We start from the raw sequence: 19,076 nt of genomic DNA, 5'->3' as shown, positions 1-19,076 counted from the left end.
GCGCGCCCGCCCTGCGGCGGCGCGCGCCAGCGTCAACCCAACCAGGACAAAGCAATGCAAGAGACAAGAATGACGATCGGCGGTCGCGCGGTGCCAGGCACGGCCTCCTTCGAAGTGCGCAACCCCGCCAACGGCCAGGTGATCGGCACCGCGCCGAACGGTTCGCGCGACGACCTCGCCGCCGCCGTGGCCGCCGCGCAGAAGGCCTTCACGAGCTGGTCGCGAAAGTCCGACGACGAACTGGCCGCCGCCTGTCGCGCCGTCACCGAGAAGATCGGCGCGCACGCCGAAGAGCTGGCGCGCCTGCTCACGCTGGAGCAGGGCAAGCCGCTCAACGGCCTGGGGTCGCGCTGGGAGCTGGGCGGCGCCGCGGCCTGGGCCGGCGCCACCGCGGCGCTGTCGCTGCCGCCGCGCGTGCTGCAGGACAACGCGCAGGGCCACGTCGAGATCTTTCGCAAGCCCGTGGGCGTGGTCGGCTCGATCACGCCGTGGAACTTCCCCGTGCTGATCGCCGTGTGGCACGTGCTGCCGGCGCTGCGCACGGGCAACACGGTCGTCATCAAGCCCTCGCCGTACACGCCGCTGGCCACGCTGCGCTTCGTCGAGCTGCTCAACGAGGTGCTGCCCGAGGGCGTGGTCAACAGCGTGAGCTGCGACGACCGCACCTCCAACCTCGGCGCCGACATGGCGAGCGACCCGGTCATCCGCAAGATCGTGTTCACCGGCTCCTGCGCCACCGGCAAGAAGGTGATGCAGTCGGCCGCCAGCACCATGAAGCGGCTCACGCTCGAGCTCGGCGGCAACGACGCCGGCATCGTGCTGCCCGACGCCGACCCCAAGGCCATTGCCGAAGGCCTGTTCTGGGGCGCGTTCCTCAACAACGGCCAGACCTGCGCGGCCATGAAGCGCCTGTACGTGCACGCCAGCATCCACGACGACGTGTGCGAGCACCTCGCGGCCTTTGCGAAGCAGGTGCCGATGGGCGACGGCATGGACGAGAAGAACGTGCTCGGCCCGGTGCAGAACCGCATGCAGTTCGACAAGGTCGCGCGGCTCGTGGCCGACGCGAAAAAGAAGGGCCAGGTGCTCACCGGCGGCGAGCCGGGCGAGGGCCTGTTCTTCCCCGCGACCATCGTCGCGGGCCTGAAGAACGGCGATGCACTGGTCGACGAAGAACAGTTCGGGCCCGCGCTGCCCGTCATCCGCTACACCGACGTCGAAGAGGCCATCCGCGCCGCCAACGACAGCGAGAACGGCCTCGGCGGTTCCGTGTGGTCCAAGGACATCGAACACGCCAAGCGCATCGCCTCGCGCCTGGAGTGCGGCTCGGTGTGGATCAACAAGCACGGCGCCATCCAGCCCAACGCGCCCTTCGGCGGCGTGAAGGCCTCGGGGCTCGGCGTGGAGTTCGCGGAAGAAGGGCTGAAGGAGTACACCGACGCGCAGGTGATCTTCTCCTGACGCGTTGCAGAGCGTGGCGCGCGCCACGCTCTGTTCAGGTGCGCAGCGCGGCGGTCAGTGCGCCGAGCAGCGCATCGGTCTCGACCAGGCTCGGCGGATGGATCGGCGCCGGCCACGTGCTGTGGATCGCGACCACGAGCCGTTCCTTCGGGTGGATGTAGACCTGCTGGCCGAAGATGCCGAGCGCGGCGAACAGGCCGCCGTTGAGTCCGGGCAGCGCCTTCGCGCCGGTCGGGAAGGTCCACCATTGGTAGCCGTACCCCATCGGTTCGAAGCCCGCGAGCGTGCCGGGCGCGAGGTGGCTCGATGCATCGACGCGCGTGGCATCGGCCACCCAGCCGTCGGGCAGCATCTGCTGGCCGCCGGCCATGCCGCCGCCGAGCACGAACAGGCCGAAGCGCCCGAAGTCGCGCAGCGTGGCGTTCACGCCGCTGCCGGTGAACTCCTGGCCATCGACCGCATCGAGCTGCCAGTAGGCGTCGGCCTCCATGCCGAAGGGCGCCCAGATTTTTTCCGAGAGGTAGTCGCTGATCGGCCGGCGGATCGCGCTGGCCAGGATCTCGCCGACCAGGCAGGTCTCGCCGGTGCTGTAGTTGAAGCGCGTGCCCGCCGGTGCCACGCGCGGGCGCTGCGCCATGAACTTCAACACCGCGCCCTTTTCGCGCGTGAGCTGCACGCGCATCAGCTGGCGCCGGTCGGAGTCGGCGTCGAGGTAGTCCTCGTTCCAGGCCACGCCCGAGCTCATCTGCAGCACCTGCTTCACCGAAACCTCGTCGTAGGCCGAACCGCGCAGCGCGGGCAGGTAGCGCACCACCGGGTCGTCGAGGCTGGCGATGTGGCCATCTTTCACGGCCGCGCCGACCAGCGTGGAGGTCAGCGACTTCGCGACCGAGAACGACAGCCACTTCGTCGCCGCGTCGTTGCCCATGGCGTAGCGTTCGAGCACGACGTGGCCGTCCTTGATCACCAGCAGCCCGGCCGTGTGGTTGCGCGCCATGAAGCCGTCGATGCCGAAGCGCTGCGCATCGACCGGCGTGCCCTCGGGCAGCGGATGCACCTGCGTGCCGCGCCGGATCGCGCGCGTCGCGTAGAGCCGGTCCATCTGGCGGTAGGTCGGCGCCTGCAGCGCGGGCGCCAGCGTCATCAGGTCTTCGTAGCGGCCGATGGCCGCGTCGTTCGCGGTCATTTCGCAGCAGGCCGGTTCAGCCCCAGCGTCGGCGTCTCGTCGAAGAAGTTCCAGGGCTTGAGCAGCGCATGCACCCACTCGGTGGGCATGATCGGCCACTCCTCGGCGCGCGCGACGTGCGTGGTGCCGGTGGTGAGCCACACGACGTTGTCGGTGTTCACGATCTCCTGGTTGTCGGCCGTGAACTGGCCCAGGCCCGTGTCCTTGTTCGAGCGGTTCGGGTACTTGCCTTCGGGGAACAGCTCCTCGGGGTCGTAGCGCGTCACCCAGAGCTGGCGGTCCATGAAGCTCAGGCGGTGGTTGATCCACTCGTCCTTCGCGAAGTTGGCGCCCTTGGCAATGGGGTGCGTGCCGCCCGCGTACGGCACCAGCTGGTAGGACACCGGGTTGCCGACCTTGTTGTTCTTCGCCGGGTTGCTCAGCAGGCGGATGGTCGAGGGGTCGAACTTCTGCGCCGCCTGCTGCTCGGTGCGCACCGTGCGCTGCACCGTCTGCATGGTGCTGGTGCGCGGGCCGCCGCGCGTGTTGGGCAGCACCACCGGGTCGACCTCGGTGAGCGTGTTCTGCTCGCCGTCCACATCGAGGTCGAGGCGGAAGTTGTAGATGTGCTGGTGCGTGGTGCCGACGATGTGGTGGTCCAGCAGCGTGCCGTAGCGCGTGTCCTCGGCGGCCGTGGGGTCCTGCATGGTGCGCGACTTCACGCCCTTCACCGCCTCGATGCCGGTGGCGCCCGCGTGGATGCCGATGGTGCCGTTTTCGGCGAACACCCAGTCGAACAGGTAGTCGTAGTTGCCCACCGTGCTGATCCAGCGCACCACCAGCTCGCGCCGCTCGGTGCTGATGTTGGGCTTGCCCATTTCCTGGTGCTTGAACTCGGGGTCGGCATAGCGTTCGAAGACGGCGATGGCGCGCGGCACCTTGGTGGGCGCGCCGGTGTAGTCGGCCAGCGTGGCGTCCAGCAGCACCGCGTTCTGCGGCGCATCCTTGTTCGGCTCGATGGGCGAGGTGAGCGTGCCCATGCCGTACTCGCCCGAGTCGAGGTAGGCCTTGAAGTACCAGCCGGTGTCGGGGTCGCCGTAGGGCACGATCATGCCGCCCAGCGAACCTTCGTACATCACCTTGCGCTTGGTGCCCTTGTCGTTGTACGTGACGGTAGAGAGCACCAGGCCCACGCGCGAGTCGAGCCGCACGTGGAAGTCCCAGTTGCGCCAGTGCATCGTGTGGCCGGTGATCGTGTAGTTCTTGCCTTCGGGCTCGGTGATCTCCAGCGGCTTGGGCGCCGGCGTGGCCGCGCGGTCGCGACCGTCGTAGGGCGTGGGCTTGAGCGGCACGGGCACCAGGCCGCCGTCCTCGATCTTGATGACCTTCTTCTGTTCCAGGTCGACCACCGCCACCAGGCCTTCGATGGGGTGCGCCCAGTAGTTGCCGTCGCCCACGTCCAGGTAGCTCACCACCTTCAGCAGGCGGTCTTCCTGGCGCAGCGAATCCTTGCCGTCGAAGTAGCCCACGGTGAGCGGAGTGGCCACCACCTTCTTCACGTCGGCGATGCCGCGCGTGGCGAGCGCCTTGGCGTAGTCGGGGCTGGCCTCGATGGCGCTCTGCACGGTGGCGAAGTCGTCCAGCAGCACCATGCCGTGCGCGCCCTCGATGGGCTTCCATGCGGTGAGCGTGCGCGCCGCGAGATCGACCGTGCCTTCGATGACCTTCTTGCCGTCCAGCGCCACGAAGGCCGCCTGGCGCGGCGCGCGCACGGGCTGGCCGGTGAGCGCGAAGTTCCAGACCTCGTCCTTGGGCGGGCGCTTCACGCTGATCTCGGTGAAGCGCAGGCCGGCCTTGTGGCGCCCCGAGGCCTTGAGCACCTCGAGCGTGGCCTGGATCTCGGCCTCGGTGAGCGGGTTCAGCGGGTTGGGCACGCGCTCGACCACGAAGGTCTTGTCCAGGCTGGACTGGAACACCTGGTTCACGAAATCGTGCGGCACGTAGGCCGCGCCCTTGCGCATGACGACGGGCACGTCCAGCTGCATCGGCTGGCCGTTGACCAGCGCCGTCTTCGAGCCGGGCTTCAGGCGCACCAGCGTGCCGTTGCGCGCCACGGTGAACACGTTGGCAAAGCTGTCCCAGCGCAGCGTGCCGCCGAAGTCTTCCACCGTCTTCTTCAGCGGCACCATGTGGGCCGCGCCGCCGTGGGCCCGGGCCGGCTCAGTGCTCAGGGGGCCGAGGGCGAGCGCCAGGGCAGAGGCCAGGGCGGTGCCCAGGAGACGCCGTGCGGCGCCGCGGCCGGGCGTTCGGTGGTAGCTGCTGCGCATGGCTGCATCCTTCTTCGCGTGTTGTGGTGGACAACCGCGAAGGTAAGAGCGCCGCCGGCGCGGGCGTTATCAAGATTTGGCAAACCACCGCGCGCGCGTGGCGGACGGCAGCTCGCCGAACAGGCGCGCGTAGTCGATGGCAAAGCGCGACAGGTGCCAGAAGCCCCAGCGCGCGGCGATGTCGCCGATGGTGTCCTCGCGGCAGGCCTGCATCTCGCAGCGCACGCGGTTCAGGCGCATCACGCGCAGGTAGGTGACGGGGCTCAGGTGCAGCACGTCCTCGAAGGCGTACTGCAGCGAGCGGCGCGACACGCCCGTGGCCGCGCACAGGTCGGGCACGCTGATGGGCTCGTCGGCGTGCGCCTGCATGTACTCGCGCGCCTTGGCCACGATGTGGCGGCGCGCCGCCGTGCTGGCGGGCAGCCGGGCCTCGAAGGCCTTCGAGCCCATGCACTGCAGCACCGCGTCGGCCAGCGACAGCGACAGCATGTGGCGCGCGGCCGGCTGTTCCAGCTGCGCGAGGTTGTCGCGTGCCAGCGACAGGGCGGCGCCCAGCAGGCGGGTGAAGGCGGTTTCGTCGAAGCCGGGGTGCTGCACCGGCGCGGGCGCCGGCATGCGCAACTCGAAGTCGGGGCCGAACAGGGTGGTGGCCAGCTTGGCCAGCGGTTCGGTGTCGACGCACACGGCCATCAGGTCCATGCCGGCGCCGGCCAGCAGTTCGAACTCGCCCCGCGGCGGCAGCGCGCTGAGCTGGCGCCCGCCCAGGTCGTGGCCGCAGTACCAGCTGCCCGGTGCGGCCGTCTCGGTGAGCGCGAAGGCGATGGCGCCGGGGCGGCCCCGGCCGCGCTGCAGCACGGTCTGGTTGGCGCGCTCGTGGAAGACCTGCACGAAGTCCAGGTGCAGGTCTTCGGCCAGCCCCTCGAAGCGGCCGTTGGACAGCTGCTCGTAGTGCTGGTCCCAGGCGCCGACGCCCGAGGCCTGCGCCTGGGCTTCGGCGGTGAGTTGTCGGCTGAAGTGAAGAAGCTCGGTCATGGTGCGCGCTGGCGCAGTTGCCATCGCGCAGCCGATGAGCAGAAACCGTGCCTGTCACGGCGCAGTGTGTGGGAAGCGCCGCCGCCCGACCATGTTGCTTACCCTTGGTCAGGTCCGCTCAGGCGCTCATTCGAGCGTCAGCCCGATGTCCTTCACCAGCGCGCCCCAGTCGCGCAGGTCGCTGCGGATCGTGGCGGTGAATTGCTCGGGCGTGTTCTGCGGCAGGTCGTTGAAGTTCAGCTCGTACATGCGGCGCACCACCGCGGGGTCGCGCAGCACCTGGTTCACGGCCTCGTTGAGCTTCTTCACGACGGCGGGCGGCGTCTTGGCCGGCGCCAGCAGGCCGTACCAGGCGTAGGTGGTGAAGGGGTAGCCGCTCTCGGTCATGGTCGGCACGTCGGGCAGCATCGGGATGCGCGAGGGGCCGCTGTTGGCCAGCGCGCGGATGCGGCCGGCGCGCACGATCTCCACGGTCGAGGAGATGTCGGCGAAGGCCGCATCGACCTGGCCGCCCACGAGGTCCTGCACGCAGGGGCCGCTGCCCTTGTAGGGCACGTGCGTCATGACGAGGCCGGCCTGCTTCTTGAGGCTTTCCATCGCCAGGTGGCCGCCCGAGCCGTTGCCCCACGAGCAGTAGCTGAGCTTGTCGGGGCGCGCCTTGGCGTAGGCGACGAACTCCTGGATGGTCTTCACCGGCAGGTCCTTGCGCACCAGCAGCAGGTTGCCGCCGCGCCCGACCTGGGCGATCGGCACGAAGTCCTTCAGTGGGTCGTAGGGCAGCTTCTTGTAGAGGCTGGGGTTCACCACCATCGTCGCGGCGTAGGTGAACAGCAGCCGGTAGCCGTCGGGCGTGGAACGCGCCACCACCTCGCTGCCGAGGATGCCGTTGGCGCCCGGGCGGTTGTCGACCACGAAGGGCTGCTTCAGGATCTTGCCGAGGCCGTCGCCGATCAGCCGCGCGATGGTGTCGGTGCCGCCGGCCGCCGCGGTGGGCACCACCAGCGTCACGGGCTTGTCGGGGTAGCTGTCGGTCTGTTGTGCGTGGCTGGCTGTTGCCAGTGCGGCCAGGGAGCAGGCGGCCAGCATGCGCAGGCCGAAGCGGAATGGTGTTGTCGTTGTCATGGTCCGTGTCTCCGATGGAAAGGCTTCAGCGGATGCCGAAGCGCGCCTGCGTGCCCTGTTCGATCATGTCCGCGCCCACGCGATACAGGTTGCGCGAGACGTAACTGGGCACTTCGCGGGCCCGCTCGCGCAGCCATTCGGCCTTGAGCGAGCGCGCCTCGGCGATCTCGCTGGCCTCGCCCTCGGCGGTGGCCAGCAGGTCGATCACGTGCAGCGCGAGCTGCCACTGCCTGCCCGCCGCCAGCGCACGCGCCTGGTCGATCACACCGCGCTTGTCCGTGATGGCGTCGGCCACCGCACGGCCGATGGCCTCGGGCGCGGCCGGGTGCAGCGAGGTCGGGTTGCGGTCCCACCAGCCGTTCTCCGAGCGGTAGATGTCGCGCACGATGTAGCCCGGGTCGCCGTAGGTGGGCTTCATCCACTCGACCGCGAACAGCTCGTCGGGAAAGCGGATGCGCGCCAGGATGTCGCGCTCGTTGAGCCCCTCGTTCATGAGCCGCACCACCTCGGCGCGCACCCAGCGCAGCGCGCGGGCCGTGTGCACGAGCACGTGCTGCACCTGGTCTTCGCCCTCGAGCGTGGCGCCGAATTCGCGCACCGCCTTGCGCGGCTTCAACGCCGCCAGCGCCTCCAGCGTGTCGGCCCAGCGCACCGTGTCGCGCATCGTGCGAAAGGGCGTGCCGATGTTGGGAATGGAATCGATCAGCGCCGCACCGCCGTACAGCACGCGCTGCGCCGGGCTCCACAGCGCGATCGCGTCGTCGGTTTCCGAGGGCGCCCAGCGCAGCTCGATGCAGCGCTCGCCGCTGCCGATCTGCAGCACGTCGTCGAAGGTCTCGGTGGGTGGGTGCGTCACCAGCCGGTGGTCGAAGAAGCCGGCGGGGCGGTTGAACTGGATCTCGGCCATGCGGTGCTGCAGGGCCAGCGTCTCGCGGTAGCGCGCCAGGCGGCGCGGCACGTTGCGGTGCGCAATGATGCGCGGCGGCGCATCGCCGCGCGCGGCGGCATGGGCCAGCCACATCGGCACGCCGGCGTTGTAGCCGATGTGGCCGTGGCTGAAGCACAGCGCATGCACCGGCGCGTCGCTGAGCTGGCGCAGCGCGTCGATCATGCCCTGCGTCACCGAGCCGCCCGGGCCGGCGTCGATCACGACCAGGCCCACGTTGGTCTCGGCCACGAACGACTGGCCCTGCCCGCGCAGGATGTGCAGGCCCGGCGCCACGGTCTCGGTGCCGGTGCCGACGATGAGGAAGGGCTTTTCTTCTTCGGTTGCTTTTGGTTTTTCAGCGGTGGCGCTCATGCGGAATCCTTGGTGACGGTGAGGGGCGGCAGCTGGTAGCGGCCGTCGAGCAGTTCGGCGCGCGGCACGTAGGCGCGCAGGCACAGGTAGAAGCTGCCTTCGGGCGCCGGCAGCCAGTTGGCGAATGCGGCCTCGCCTTCAGGCGGCGCGTGCTGGATGTGCAGCGTGAGCCCGCCGTCCGCGTCGCGCCGCAGCCCCGGCGTGCGGTCGCCGAAGGCGTAGCGGTCGATCGGGTTGTCGACCAGCATGTAGTCGCGCGTGTCGTACATCGTGAGCGACCAGAAGGCGTCGACCGGCGGCAGCGCGTCGGGCGCGAAGCGCAGCGTGTAGCGACGCTGGCCGGTGAGGGCTTCGCCGGTGGCGTCGTGCCAGGCCATGGGGTAGGTGGCCTCGCGGCTTTCGAGCATGCCGATGTACTTCAGCGCGATCAGCGCGCGTGCCAGGTGGTCGTCGCCGAAGGAGCCTTCCACGAGCGGCATCTGCACCCAGCCCGAGGCCGTGGTGCGGCCCGACTGTGCCTCGCGCAGCCGGGGCAGCACGGTGTCGAGCGCGGCCTGCAGCGCGGCGCGCTGGCCGTCGTCGAGCGCGCCTGCATCGGCCCCGATGCCGAGCGATGCGTAGCGCGCCAGCCGCGCTGCATCACCAGCCGGCGGCGCGTTGTCGCGCAGCGCCGCGTTCACCTGCGTGGCGAAGTGCGCGGCCGTGAGCGGCGCCTTCGGGTCGCAGGCCGGATCGAAGGCGCGCGGCGCCGAGCGGTGGCCGGCCTCCCAGTCGGCCAGCGTGCGCACGAGAAAACCGTCCTGCAGCGCGTTGACGGCCGGCACGTCCTGCGGGCCGTCGACCAGCAGGCGCCCGATGATCCACAGCCAGCGCGTGGGCGCCTCGATGCGCGCGCCCGGCGCATCGAAGGCCGCGGGCAGCGTGCCGCGCCATCCCGGCGGCGTGACCACGAAGGCGCGCGCCGCCGTGCCCGTGAGGCGCTGGCCCAGGTGCGCGAAGGGGTTGGTGAAGAAGTCGAGCAGGCCCAGCACGTAGTAGCGCCCGGCCGTGTCGGGCACGTCGATCACGAGCGGGCCCTCGCCCAGGTCGAGCCAGGCGTTGGTGTAGAGCGTGTCGTTGTTCGGCGTGACGACGCGGCTCTTGCCCGCGCCCAGCAGCTGGCGCGCGTGCGTGAACACGTTGCACCAGCGCAGCGGCTTGGGCGCCTCGCCGGCGGCGTCGGTGCGCTGCGGCGAGGTGGCCGCGCGCATGCGGCACATCTCGTACAGCGGGTAGGCGTAGACGACGGCCTCTTCGGCCAGGGCTTGCAGGGTGTCGGTGTGCGGCTGCATCGCGCTCAGCCCTGTTGTGCCTGCAGCGCCGGGATGCGCCAGCTCTGCACGCCTTCGCGCGGGTAGTACATGCGCAGGATCAGGTAGAAGCGCCCGGCCGGCGCGGGCAGCCAGTTGGCGGCGTCGGCGGGGCGTGCGTGGCTCACCACCAGTTCGAGGCTGCCGTCGGCGTTGCGCTTCAGCCCGGGCGTGCGGTCGCCGATGGCGTGGCGGCGGATGTCGTTGGGGTAGAGAAAGCGGTCGCTGTCGTACAGCGTGACCGACCAGAAGGCGTCCGCGGGCGGCAGGTCGCCGGCCTCGAAGCGCATCGTGTAGCGGCGCTGGCCGTCCAGCGGCTCCTGGGTCGCGTCGTGGTGCGCGGCGGCGTACACCGCCTCGCTGGTGGCCAGCGCGCCCAGGCCCAGGTAGGCGGTGCGCGCGCGGCCGAGGAACTCGTTGCCGTAGCGGCCGGTGGCCGGCGTCATCGACCAGGGCTTGGGCCGGCGGTTGCGGCCCACGGCGCCGACCAGCTGCACGCCCTCGGCGAAGCCTTCGATCAGGCCTTCGCGCAGCGGTGCTTCGAGCGCGTCCCACGAGAACGCGGCATTCGCCAGCAGCCCGCCCTGGCCGAACCACGCCACGAGGCCACGGTCTTCCACGCGGCCCGGCGCTTCGGCCAGCGCATGGCACACGTTGGTGAAGAAGCGCGGCGCCACGTCTGCGGCCGGCTCGCCGTGCTCGAAGGCGGAGGCCATGGCGTCTTCGTGCGGGCCGGCCCACTGTTCGATGGCGGCCGGGCGGCCTTGCAGCACGGTGCCGGGCGCGGGCTTCAGTTGGATCTCCGACTGCAGCGCGCGCGCTGCCGGCCAGTCGCTTTCGTCGCCCACCAGGATGCGGCCGATGAGCCAGACGAGGTTCGTCGGGCAGCGCACCACGCGGTGGCCGGCGAGCGATTCCGGCACCGTGCCGCCGGGGCCCACGAGCACCACGGTCTCGCCCTCGGGGTTGCAGTTGCGCGGGCCCAGGTTCTCGAAGTTCTCGGTGTAGGCGTCGTACAGCGGCAGCACGAAGTAGCGCCCCGGATGGCGCGCCGACGCGGGCACGGTGAGCAGCATCGGCCCGTGCGCCAGGTGCAACCAGGCCATGGTGTAGAGCAGGTCGTTGGCGGGCGTGACCACGTCGCGGTCTTCGTGGGTGGACGGGCGCGGCGCGTGGTGCAGCGTGTTCAGCGGCGCGCGCACGTCGGAGCCGGCCGAGGCGCCGCTGCGGCGTTCGGCGCGCGGCGCGGTCTGTAGGGCGCAGGTGCGGTAGGTCTCGGTGAGCGGGTAGCCGTAGACGAAGGCGGCCAGCCCGATGGAGCGGGCGAGCGCCTTGCGGGCGGCGGCGATGTCGGGCACGGGAGCGGGAGCGTTCATGGGGAAGACCTCGGGGTTCTGAAAGGGGGAGAGGGGGAAGGCGGGTCAGTCGAGCTTCACGCCCGTGGCCTGCGTGAGCTTCAGCGTCACGGGCAGGAAAGCCTTGTAGGCCGCGGCGGCCTCGGGCGGCAGGTTGCCCACGGGCTCGGCGCCGAGCTCCTCGATGCGCCGGCTCACCTCGGGCTGGCGCACCACCGCGCTGACCTCGCGGCCCAGGCGCTCGACGATGGCGTCGGGCGTCCTGGCCGGCGCCATCAGCGAGGTCGGGCCGGTCATGGCGTAGACCTCGTCGGCGTAGCCCTGCTCGGCGAAGGTGGGCACGTCGGGCAGCGCGCGGGCGCGCCTGGGGCCGGCCACGGCCAGCGGGCGCAGCTTGCCGGCCTTGATGTACGGCTGCAGCGTGGTGACCGAGCCCACGGTCATCTGGATCACGCCGCCGATCAGGTCGATCGCCATCGGGCTCTCGCCCTTGTAGGGCACGTGCATCGTCTGCAGGCCGTAGGCCTTGTCCATGTAGACCTGCACCTGGTGCGGCTGCGTGCCCGGGCCCCACGAGCCCATCGAGTACTTGCCGGGCGCGGCCTCGGCGGCGGCGATCAGGCTCTTGAAGTCGGTCGCCGGCACCGAGGGGTGCACCGCCAGCACGGTGCGCGTGGTGGCGATGTCCGACACCATGCGCAGGTCGGTGCGCGGGTCGTAGGGCAGCTTGCTGTAGAGCACCAGGTTCGCCGTGACGGGCCCCGGCACCGTGAGCAGCAGCGTGTGGCCGTCGGGCGGGCTCTTGGCGACGTAGTCGGTGCCGATGATGCCGCCCGCGCCGCTGCGGTTCTCGACCACCACCGGTTGGCCCAGCCGCTTGGACAGCCCCTCGGCCACGAGCCGCGCGAGGATGTCGGTCGAGCCGCCCGCTTGGTACTGCACGATGATGCGCACGGGCTTGGAGGGGAAGGGCGCCTCCGTGGCTGCCGCCGCCGCGCTTGCCGCGAGCACCAGTGCTGCGCCCAGGCCGAGTGCGCGCGAAAGGCCGTTCTTCGATGTCGTCGTCATGCGATGTCTCCGGTGGTTGTTGTTGTGCGTCAGGGCGCGCGGCCGACGACCAGCGCGTCGACCGCCACGCAGCCGCCCTCGGCCTGCGGGCGCGCGATCAGCGGGTTGATCTCGGCGCTGTCGAGCGAGTCGCCCGCGCGCTGCGCGAAGTCGGCCAGCGCGCACAGCGCATCGGCGATCGAGTCGAGGTCGACCGGCGGCCGGCCGCGCGCGCCGTTCAGGATCGCGAAGGCGCGCAGCTCGCGCACCATGGCCAGTGCGTCGTCGCGCGTGATGGGCAATGCGCGCAGCGACACGTCGCGCAGCGTCTCGACGTGGATGCCGCCCAGGCCGAACATCAGCACCGGCCCGAACACCGGGTCGCGGTGCACACCCGCGATGCATTCGACGCCGCCGCTCAGCATGCGCGCCACCAGCGCGCCGTCGAGCCGCGCCTCGGGCCGCGCCGTGCGCGCGAGGTCGCGCGTGCACTCGAAGGCCGCGCGCGCCTGCGCCGCGCCGCGCAGCCCGAGCGCCACGCCGCCGACGTCCGACTTGTGCGGGATGTCGGCGCTGACGATCTTCACCACCACCGCCTCGCCGAGCGCCTCGGCGGCGGCCGCCGCCTCGTCGGCGCTGCGCACCACGCGGTGCGCGACCACGGGCACGCCGGCATCGGCCAGCAGCGCGAGCGCGTCGGGCTCGGACATCGTGCCGGGCGCGAGCGTCAACGGCGCCTGGATCGACGCGGGTGCCGCAGCCACCGCCGCCGCAGGCTTCAGCCCCGCGAGCGCGGCGATCGTGCGGATGCCGTCCGACGGGTCGGCGAACACCAGGCAGCGCATGGCCTCGAGTTCGGCGCGGCGATCTGGCGTCAGCAGCGTGCTCACCGCCAGTAGCGTGTCGGGATAGGCCTCGCGCAGCGACGCCACGAGCGAACGCAGCACCGGCCAGAACGCGTCCGACGCGCCCGCGGCGGCCAGGAAGCCCATCCACGAGGCGAAGCCCTGGTCGTCCAGCATCACGCGCGCCGTGCGATCGATCAGCGTCATGTCGTTGGTGACCTGGCCCGTGATGTCGACCGGGTTGCGCGGCGCCGCGAAGGGCACCCAGCGGCGCAGCGTGTCCTGCGCGGCCTCGCTCAGCGGCCGGGCATCCAGGCCCTGGGCCGAAGCCTCGTCGGCCATCAGCGCGCCGACGCCGCCCGAGAGCGTGAACAGGCCGATCGAGCGGTCGCGCGGGCGGCCCGCCACGGCGGCGCTGTGGGCCAGGTCGAAGAACTCCGTGAGGTTGCGCGCGCGCAGCACGCCGTACTGGCGGAACACGGCGTCGTACACCGCGTCGTCGCCCGCCAGCGCGGCGGTGTGCGAGGCCGCGGCCTCGGCACCCAGTGCGGTGCGCCCGACCTTGACCATCACCACCGGCTTGCCGTTGGCCTGCGCCAGGGCCAGCGCGGCGCGCAGGCGGGGGCCGTCGCGGCAGCCTTCCATGTAGGCCATGATCACGTCGGTGTCGGGGTCCTGCGCGAGCCAGGCCAGGCAGTCGGCGACCTGCACGTCGGCCTCGTTGCCGGTGGTGGCCCACAGCGACAGGCCGACGCCGCGCGCCCGCGCCATCGCGTAGGCATAGGCGCCGAACGCGCCCGACTGGCTCACCAGCCCGATGCGCCCCGGCATCACGCGGCCCACGCCGGGCGCCGGTGAGAAGGTGGCGTACACGTGGCGCGCGATGTTCATGAAGCCCAGGCAGTTGGGGCCGACCAGCCGCACGCCCGCGGCACGCGCCTTGTCGCCCAGCCGCGCCTGCGCCGCCGCGCCCTCGGCACCCACTTCGGCAAAGCCCGAGGAGAACAGCACCACGCCCTTCACGCCCGCCGCGATGGCGTCGTCGAGCGCACCGTCGACCAGCGCCGACGGCACCGCGAGGATGGCCAGGTCCACCGGCTGGCCGATGGCGCGCAGGCTGGGGAAGGCCGGCAGGTCCTGGATGCGGTCGGCGTTCGGGTTGACCGGGTACAGCGCGCCCTCGAAGCCGAAGCGGCGCTGGTAGTCGACGGGAATGCCGCCGATCTTCTGCGCGTTGGACGAGGCGCCGACCACCGCGATGGCGCGCGGCGCGAACAGCGCCGACAGGGATTCGGCTTGCGAAGAGAAGAAGTCCATGGGCATGGCGGAGGGTTCGGAAGTCAGAAGTTGTGGCGGATGCCGGTGGCGAGCACGCGCACGTCGTTGCCGCTGTTCGGCGTGACGGCGATGGTCGCGAGCGAGGCCGAGGCGCCGTGCCGGTTCAGCAGGCGCAGCCAGCGCGCATAGACCACGGTGCGTTTGCTCAGGTAGTAGTCGTAGCCCAGCGTCCAGGCCAGCTGCGAGCGTTCGCTCTCGGCCACCTTGCGCTGCGTGGCGCCGAAGATCAGGTTCGAGGCCGGCGTCACGTTGTAGGTGGCGCCCAGGTTCACGAGCTTCGCGGTCGGCACGTTGGGCAGGCTCGAGGCGTTGCGCACGTAGCTGGCGTACAGCTGCAGGCCGATCGAGTGCAGCTCGTAGGAGCCGGTCAGCGCCTGGTAGGTCGTGGTGGCGGGCGAGGCCACGGGCGCCGCCGCCGAGCCCGAGCGCGCGCGCTGGAAGGCGTAGGCGATGTAGTAGGGCTTGCGCGCCCAGCCGATGTTGCCGCCGTAGACGTTGCCGCTCTGGTGGCTCGGCGCGCTCGATTCGCCGGGCGCGTAGGCCAGGTCGGCAAAGAACTCCATGCTGGCCGGCGTGCGGTAGCGCACCATGTTGCTGGCGCGGGCCGCGAAGGGCGTGAGGCCCGGTTGCGCGTCGGTGGCCGCCACCAGGTTGATGGGCGAGAACACCGAGTTCAGGCCGTAGGGGTCGGCCTTGAACAGCGCGTAGAACATCGGCGTGTACATGCGACCCGCGTCGATCTGCCCCCACGGCGCCGAGAACCCGACGAAGGACTGCCGGCTGAACGACATCGCGGGGCCGGGCAGCGTGCCGTTGCCGGTGTCGGGGGCAAAGCCGCTCTCCAGCGTGAAGTGCGCGCCCAGGCCGCCGCCCAGGTCCTCGGTGCCGCGAAAGCCGATGCGCGAGGCGGTCTGGCCGCCGTCCTCCAGCCGCGTGGAGGAGGCGGGGCCCGACCTGGCGTGCGCCACGTACAGGTCGAGCGTGCCGTAGACGCTCACGGTGCTTTGCGCGGACGCAAGGGCGCAGGCCGCGAGCGCGAGGGCTGCGGTGGCTGTCTTCTTCATTTGGGTTGTCTCCGGTGTGGCGAGCCGCTAGGCGGTGCCGCCTGTGTGCTTGTCGATGTCCGGGGCTTACGATAGAAATGAAGGGCCCCCGAATCTGTCAACGCTTTGACAGATTCGTGAACACCAGGGCAGGGAGAACCCGCTGACCCGACCACCTGCAACCACCCCTCCCGACGCCGAAGACAGCGCCGAGCTGCTCGACCGCGCGCTGCGCTGGAACGAGCTGTTTTCCCAATGGCCCGACGCGCGCCGCGCCGAGCTCATGAAGTCGGCGCGGCTGGTGCGCTACCGCCGCCGCACGCAGGTGCTGGCGCGCGACCGCCACAAGCGCGAGCTGCTGGCGGTGGTGTCAGGCTGCCTGGAAATCAGCAGCATGAGCCCGCAGGGGCGCAAGTACGTCAACGCGCTGCTCGGGCCCGGCCAGGTGGCGCCGCTGGTGCGCCTGCTCGAGGACGTGCCGCTGCCCTACGACTACCACGCGCACGAAGACTCGGTGATCGTCCACCTGCCCAGCGACGCCGTGATCGCGGTGCTCGACGCCGAGCCCGCGCTGTGGCGCGGCGTGGCCCGGCTGGGCCTGAAGCGCCAGCGGCTGAGCGTGGTGCTGCTGCAGAACCAGATGCTGAACTCGGTGCGCGGGCGCGTGGCCGCCACGCTGATGAGCGTGATCCACTTCTACGGCATGCAGGTGGAGGCGGCGGCGAGCCTGCCGGTGCGGCTGTCGCAGAACGACCTCGCGGCGATGCTGGGGCTGTCGCGCCAGACCATCAACAAGGAACTGGGGCGCCTGGTCGCGGAAGGCGTGATCGACATGAGCTACAAGCGCATCCGCATCGTGGACCCCGACCAGCTCGCGGTCATCGCAACGGGCACCGGGCCGCAGTGAGCGGCGCGCACCGCAAGGCGAAAGCTCAGGGGTGGATCTTCTCGCCCTTGGCGAGCATCTCGACGAACTGCGCGATGCGCCGGGCGCGCGTCTCGGGCTTCTTCGCGCCCTGCGTGCGGAACAGCACGGCGAAGCGGTTGCGCGCATCGAGCGTGGCGAAGAAGGCCTTGGCCTTGCGGTTGGCGTCGAGCGCGGCCTGCAGGTCGGGCGGCACGGTGGCCACGCTCGGGGCGTCGTAGGCCGCCTCCCAGCGGCCGTCGGCGCGGGCGCGCTCGACCTCGGCCAGGCCGCCGGGCTGCATGCGGCCCTCGTCGATGAGCTTCAATGCCTTGTCGCGGTTGATCTTCGACCAGATGCTGCGCGCGGTGCGCGGCGTGAAACGCTGCAGGAAGAACTGCGCGTCCTGGCTCTTGCGCTGGCCGTCGATCCAGCCGAAGCACAGCGCGATCTCCAGCGCCTCGGGGTGGTCGACGGAGGCGATGCCGCTGGCTTTCTTCGCGATGCGCAGCCAGACGCCGGCGTGGCTCGCATGGTGTTTCTTGTACCAACGCAGCAGCGCGGCGGCGTCGGCGCATTCCAGCGGCGTGTCGTCGACGATGCGGTCCACTTTGACCGCGGTCTTCTTCGCCGCCGGGCTCATGGCACCCACCAGTAGCGCAGCGCGTGGAAGTAGATCGGCGCCGCGAAGATCACCGAGTCGAGCCGGTCGAGCATGCCGCCGTGGCCTTCGATCATGGAGCCCCAGTCCTTCACGCCGCGGTCGCGCTTGATGGCCGACATCACCAGCCCGCCGAAGAAGCCCAAGAGGCAGATCATGAAGGCCATGAGCGCCGCCTGCCACGGGTTGAAGGGCGTGGCCCAGTACAGCGCCGCGCCCATCGCGGTGGCGCTGGCCACGCCGCCGATCAGGCCTTCCCAGGTCTTGGAGGGCGAGAGTTCGGGCGCCACCTTGCGTTGGCCGAAGAGCTTGCCCCACACGTACTGCAGCACGTCGCTGCCCTGCACCACGATGACCAGGAAGGCGATCAGCAGCAGGTTGCGGCCCTCGAAGCCCGGGATCTGCAGCGTGAGCAGCGCCGGCACGTGGCTGATGCAGAACACGCACACCATCAGGCCCCACTGGATCTTCGAGGTGCGCTCCAGGAAGCGCTGCGTGTCGCCGCCCACGGCCGCCAAAATCGGCAGCAGCAGGAAGGCGTAGACCGGGATGTAGATCGAGTACAGCCCGTACCAGTCGATCCAGATCAGGAAGTACTGGCCCGGCAGCGCCACGAAGAAGGCCAGCGCGATCGCGCCGTGGTCGCCGCGCCGCGTGTAGGCCAGGCTGATGAACTCGCGCAGCGCATAGAACGAGATCAGGTAGAACAGCACGATCACGCCGCCCTTGCCGAAGGCAAAGGCCAGGCCGATCACCGCCACCATGACCCACCACGCGTTGACGCGCGAGTTGAGGTTGTCGATCACCGAGTGCGGCTGGCCGTGCGCCACGCGCCACTTGAGCAGCGCGCCGATGGCCGAGGCCAGCACGAGCACGCCGAAGACGCCGCCGAAGAGCTTGAAGGTGGTCCAGGCGAAGGGGGACATTTCGATCACGAGGCGGTCCCTCCGTTGGGTTCGATGCGGTCGTACTCCGGGCGCAGGTCGAGCATGGCCGTGCGTGCGCGGGCAAGGAAGGCGACCTTGTCTTCGCCTTCCTCGAGCCGGATCGGCGCGCCGAAGCGCACCGTGCAGGCCAGCGGGATCGGCACCAGCGTGCCCTTGGGCAGCACGCGCTTGAGGTTCTCGATCCACACCGGCACCAGCCGCACGGTGGGGCAGGCGCGCGCCAGGTGGAAGAGGCCGCTTTTCAGCGGCAGCAGGATGTCGTCGCCCGTGTTGCGCGTGCCCTCGGGGAACATGATGAGCGAGTCGCCGCCTTCCAGCGCCTCCTTCATCTGGTCGACCGGGTTGCCGCCCTGGCCCGAGCCGTCGCGGCGGATCATGAGCGCGTTGAACACGTCCTTGCCGATGAAGTTGCGCAGCTTCGAGGCCTCCCAGTAGTCCTGGCCCGCCACGGGCCGCGTGAGCGCGCGCAGGTCGGAGGGCAGCGTGGCCCACAAGAGCACGAAGTCGCCGTGGCTCGTGTGGTTGGCGAAGTACAGCGTCTGCTCGGCCTTGGGCGTGGTGCCCGACCAGATGGCGCGCACGCCGGTCAGGAGGCCGGCCGCGCCGATGATGAGCTGGCCCGCCACCACCGCGAGCCCGCGGCGCACGATGGCGCCGGGGCGGGCGCTGTCGTTGCCGTCGCCATTGCTGCTGCTGTCGTTCTTGTTGTTGCCGTTGTCGTTGTTCAAGCGAGTTCCTGTGTCATGAGGGCGAGCAGGAAGAGCGCGTTCTGGCAGGCGATCACGATGGCGTGGCGCTGCATCAGTTGGCGGGTTCCCTGCACGCGGTCGGCGAGCGCGCGGGCGTTGGGCTGCGGCGGCGGGTCGCGCAGCCCGAGCACCGAAAGGGCGTTGTCCATCGCGCCCAGCGAGGCGATCTGGCCGTTGGCCAGGCCTTCGAACAGCGCCTGGTCCAGCCGCAGCCGGAAGGCGAAGTAGCGTTCGAGCACGCCCAGCACCATCACCGCGGCAAAGGCCAGGATGGCGGTGTTCGAGAGCCCGCGCAGCGTGAGCGCCAGCACCAGGGCGGCGATGCAGGTGAGCGCGAAGCCCCAGAGGGCGAGCATGGCCGCCGCGCGCAGCAGGCCGGCCAGGGTGGTGCAGGTGGCGCGTTCGTTGTCAGTCATGGCGGGAGGGGGCTG

16 protein-coding genes are annotated in these 19,076 nt (G+C 70.7%); 2 read left to right on the top strand and 14 right to left on the bottom strand.

All coding sequences use genetic code 11. From position 1 onward, the window contains the following. Positions 1-54: 54 nt before the first annotated feature. Positions 55-1,461: an aldehyde dehydrogenase family protein gene (locus tag AC07Y4_RS00080; RefSeq protein WP_487850260.1), complete on the top strand. Its 1,407-nt coding sequence runs from the start codon at positions 55-57 to the stop codon at positions 1,459-1,461. A gap of 34 nt (positions 1,462-1,495) precedes the next feature. Here the strand turns inward: AC07Y4_RS00080 and AC07Y4_RS00075 are convergent, their stop codons facing one another. From AC07Y4_RS00075 to AC07Y4_RS00030, 10 genes are all read right to left on the bottom strand, one after another. Next, a complete protein-coding gene (locus AC07Y4_RS00075; protein WP_487850259.1) occupies positions 1,496-2,647 on the bottom strand; it encodes a serine hydrolase domain-containing protein in 1,152 nt (383 codons plus the stop codon). After that, entirely contained in the window at positions 2,644-4,953 is a 2,310-nt protein-coding gene (tynA, locus tag AC07Y4_RS00070) for a primary-amine oxidase (RefSeq protein ID WP_487850258.1), read from the bottom strand. The genes AC07Y4_RS00075 and tynA overlap by 4 nt, the downstream gene beginning before the upstream one ends. A gap of 69 nt (positions 4,954-5,022) precedes the next feature. After that, positions 5,023-5,985 (bottom strand): helix-turn-helix domain-containing protein, encoded by a 963-nt coding sequence (locus tag AC07Y4_RS00065; protein ID WP_095746874.1) that lies wholly within the window; start codon positions 5,983-5,985, stop codon positions 5,023-5,025. A gap of 126 nt (positions 5,986-6,111) precedes the next feature. After that, complete coding sequence (locus tag AC07Y4_RS00060; RefSeq protein WP_487850257.1) at positions 6,112-7,107, bottom strand: Bug family tripartite tricarboxylate transporter substrate binding protein; 996 nt, start codon at positions 7,105-7,107, stop codon at positions 6,112-6,114. A 25-nt stretch (positions 7,108-7,132) separates the two neighbouring features. Beyond that, positions 7,133-8,407 carry an alkyl sulfatase dimerization domain-containing protein gene (locus AC07Y4_RS00055; RefSeq protein ID WP_487850256.1) on the bottom strand — a complete coding sequence of 425 codons (1,275 nt, stop codon included), beginning with the start codon at positions 8,405-8,407 and terminating at the stop codon, positions 7,133-7,135. Then, positions 8,404-9,738, bottom strand: coding sequence for a DUF1254 domain-containing protein (locus AC07Y4_RS00050; protein WP_487850255.1), 1,335 nt, complete (start codon positions 9,736-9,738; stop codon positions 8,404-8,406). Before AC07Y4_RS00050 ends, AC07Y4_RS00055 begins: the two co-directional genes overlap by 4 nt. Before the next feature lie 5 nt (positions 9,739-9,743). Further along, a complete protein-coding gene (locus AC07Y4_RS00045) occupies positions 9,744-11,132 on the bottom strand; it encodes a DUF1254 domain-containing protein (RefSeq protein ID WP_487850254.1) in 1,389 nt (462 codons plus the stop codon). Positions 11,133-11,177: 45 nt separating this feature from the next. After that, a complete protein-coding gene (locus tag AC07Y4_RS00040) occupies positions 11,178-12,179 on the bottom strand; it encodes a Bug family tripartite tricarboxylate transporter substrate binding protein (RefSeq protein ID WP_487850253.1) in 1,002 nt (333 codons plus the stop codon). Between the two features lie 29 nt (positions 12,180-12,208). Further along, complete coding sequence (locus AC07Y4_RS00035; protein WP_487850252.1) at positions 12,209-14,320, bottom strand: acetate--CoA ligase family protein; 2,112 nt, start codon at positions 14,318-14,320, stop codon at positions 12,209-12,211. A 23-nt stretch (positions 14,321-14,343) separates the two neighbouring features. Then, positions 14,344-15,405, bottom strand: a complete 1,062-nt coding sequence (locus AC07Y4_RS00030; protein WP_487850251.1) for a porin — start codon at positions 15,403-15,405, stop codon at positions 14,344-14,346. A gap of 262 nt (positions 15,406-15,667) precedes the next feature. On the opposite strand from AC07Y4_RS00030, the gene AC07Y4_RS00025 reads away from it, so the two are divergent. Further along, positions 15,668-16,291 (top strand): Crp/Fnr family transcriptional regulator, encoded by a 624-nt coding sequence (locus AC07Y4_RS00025; RefSeq protein ID WP_223301435.1) that lies wholly within the window; start codon positions 15,668-15,670, stop codon positions 16,289-16,291. Positions 16,292-16,316: 25 nt separating this feature from the next. Here the strand turns inward: AC07Y4_RS00025 and AC07Y4_RS00020 are convergent, their stop codons facing one another. The 4 genes from AC07Y4_RS00020 to AC07Y4_RS00005 form a co-directional block, all read right to left on the bottom strand. Beyond that, positions 16,317-16,931 carry a YdeI/OmpD-associated family protein gene (locus AC07Y4_RS00020; RefSeq protein WP_095947961.1) on the bottom strand — a complete coding sequence of 205 codons (615 nt, stop codon included), beginning with the start codon at positions 16,929-16,931 and terminating at the stop codon, positions 16,317-16,319. Next, positions 16,928-17,875, bottom strand: coding sequence for a phosphatidate cytidylyltransferase (locus AC07Y4_RS00015; RefSeq protein ID WP_307638136.1), 948 nt, complete (start codon positions 17,873-17,875; stop codon positions 16,928-16,930). Before AC07Y4_RS00015 ends, AC07Y4_RS00020 begins: the two co-directional genes overlap by 4 nt. Positions 17,876-17,880: 5 nt before the next feature. Further along, positions 17,881-18,546, bottom strand: coding sequence for a lysophospholipid acyltransferase family protein (locus AC07Y4_RS00010; protein WP_487850299.1), 666 nt, complete (start codon positions 18,544-18,546; stop codon positions 17,881-17,883). A 74-nt stretch (positions 18,547-18,620) separates the two neighbouring features. Beyond that, a complete protein-coding gene (locus AC07Y4_RS00005; RefSeq protein ID WP_062482724.1) occupies positions 18,621-19,061 on the bottom strand; it encodes a hypothetical protein in 441 nt (146 codons plus the stop codon). Positions 19,062-19,076 lie beyond the last annotated feature (15 nt).

This window comes from Variovorax sp. GW460-12-1-14-LB1 (assembly GCF_059423605.1).
Note: the sequence above shows the minus strand (reverse complement) of the source record. Positions and strands in the feature narration are given on the sequence as shown.